The following is a 1,966-nucleotide window of genomic DNA, read 5'->3' on the forward strand; positions in this document are numbered from 1 at the left end:
CCGTGGTTTTGATATTAGTTTAGCGACGATTATCAGATCATAAATGAAGCCTTTTTTCTATCTAAAAATAAACGGTTATTGCTTAAGATCCTATCTATGAAGCAGCCACAGTCATTCCTACTTCTGAGAATATAAATTTGCAATGGAGCGAACCACGGCGGCTGTCGTCTGGCAATCGACTACTGCGGAGTGAGCCTTTCCTTTTACCGACACTCCCGCAGCACGTGCTGCATTAGCCAGTGAAATCGTGCCATATTTATTTGTCGCGCCATAAAACAGAGCAGATAAATCCATAGCACATCGGCACTGTAGCTGCTTCAACCAGCGCGTATCCATAGAAAATGCCTTTGCAGTCTGGGCTATTATCCTGAGATCAAACTTCGCATTAAAGATAATCAAAGGGCGGCTGTTCAGGAGTGAGATAAGTTCATCTGCAACCTGCGGCCATTGCGGTTCATTAACCAAATCGCTCAGAGCAATACCGTGAACCGCTTGCGCTTCTGCATCAATCGGGACAGAAGGACGAAGGCGGCTTTGATAAATCACCTTTCCATCAGTATCTGTCAGGGCTATCTCAACGATCTGTGCCTGTTTATCCAACCCTGTGGTTTCAGTATCCAGAATATAAGCACGTTCCGTAACCCATTGATGAGCCTGTGTAATCACTGTCTGCCGAATAATTTCGGACATTGTTATTATCCTTTATGACTTGTCGTATTAATTCAAACCGGATTTTTAAGCATTAAACCAAATAAAGGGTTCTCAACAACCGGAAGAATAGCGATATTAGATGCATCTGACTCTGGCAAAGATCCAAGATCCATTAACCCTGATTCTTCAATTGTTTTTTTGAGTTTTTTGAATTTCATAATAAATTTACTCTAAGTTATCACGAGATATTCAATTACAGAGCAAAGTTCTAAAGTTCGTTAGTTTTGATAGTGAAAAAACACTGGCCGAATACGGCTCGGTGCTATACATGAGTGATGAGTGTAATCGAAATTAGAGTGGTCGTCCTGTGATCTTTAGTTGAGCAGATACCATCCTTCACCTTTATCATTTATTCAACTCTTGTACAGAATTTGCTAAACGCTTCTTGCGCCCTAATTCTGTTGTATAAAATCGCTCCTCAATTCCATATAGTAACATTTTGAGCTGCTCATCATTTTTAATATAAAACTTCTGATTGGCCTCATCAAATGCAAGAAATTCAGTATGGTAACTGCGTATATAAGCCAGCATTTTCTCTCTATTTTCCGAATCCTGAATCAAAGCAAGAGCATCCCTAGCTAAAGCGATACGAGCACGATTTGGTTTAGATACTTTACTCAGGCCATAACCATCAGCTAGTTCTATAAAGTTCTGTTCTAAAAACTGCTGAACTTCCTTATTAGTCGCTTCTTTATAAAGTGAGTCAATCCCTGTGAAAATACTCGATATTGTCACCAATTTTCTGAATATTAATCTATCTAGCCGAGGGAAATAAATAGCATCAGGGTATCGGTTAATACAAAGGCGCGTCTCGCTGTTTTCAAGGTAGGCTATATCACCGAACCCAAGAAGCTTTTTAGTGAGATAAACTGAGGGATAAACCTTCTGAAAAAAGAAACTTCCATCCTGAATTGAGCATAAATAGGCTATTTTAGTAAATTCACTTTTAGGCAGGGAATTATATTCTGCGGCAACAAAATCACGTTTGAGATAATCAGAGCAATAATCCTGTTGACTGAATTTCTCTACTTTAAACCAAACATCTTCATCTAAATAGCTTTTCAAAATGGTAGGAGTATCAAAGAAACTCGATCCTAAATTTGCGAAATTTTTGTTCCCAAAACGCAAAATCACAGAAAAAAGGATCGAGTCATGTTTATCATACCACCCACTTCCCGAAATGAACGGCGGCAGATGAAAAAAATCGTTCAAAAAACACCTGATAAAAATTATGCACGCCGGATCATGGGGATAC

Annotated in this window: 3 protein-coding genes and 1 pseudogene; 1 reads left to right on the forward strand and 3 read right to left on the reverse strand. The window is 39.2% G+C overall.

Annotated elements, in window-relative coordinates:
- Window positions 1–117: 117 nt before the first annotated feature.
- From Xinn_RS20580 to Xinn_RS20585, 3 genes are all read right to left on the reverse strand, one after another.
- Entirely contained in the window at window positions 118–690 is a 573-nt protein-coding gene (locus tag Xinn_RS20580) for a 3'-5' exonuclease (protein WP_099137800.1), read from the reverse strand.
- Window positions 691–722: 32 nt separating this feature from the next.
- Window positions 723–869, reverse strand: a complete 147-nt coding sequence (locus tag Xinn_RS22300; RefSeq protein WP_169923644.1) for a hypothetical protein — start codon at window positions 867–869, stop codon at window positions 723–725.
- A 187-nt stretch (window positions 870–1,056) separates the two neighbouring features.
- Complete coding sequence (locus Xinn_RS20585) at window positions 1,057–1,845, reverse strand: ATP F0F1 synthase synthase (RefSeq protein ID WP_211286044.1); 789 nt, start codon at window positions 1,843–1,845, stop codon at window positions 1,057–1,059.
- An 18-nt stretch (window positions 1,846–1,863) separates the two neighbouring features.
- On the opposite strand from Xinn_RS20585, the pseudogene Xinn_RS20590 reads away from it, so the two are divergent.
- Window positions 1,864–1,966: pseudogene (locus tag Xinn_RS20590) on the forward strand (IS630 family transposase); the annotation flags it as partial.

It is taken from the genome of Xenorhabdus innexi (assembly GCF_002632485.1).
Taxonomy (GTDB): Bacteria; Pseudomonadota; Gammaproteobacteria; order Enterobacterales; family Enterobacteriaceae; genus Xenorhabdus; species Xenorhabdus innexi.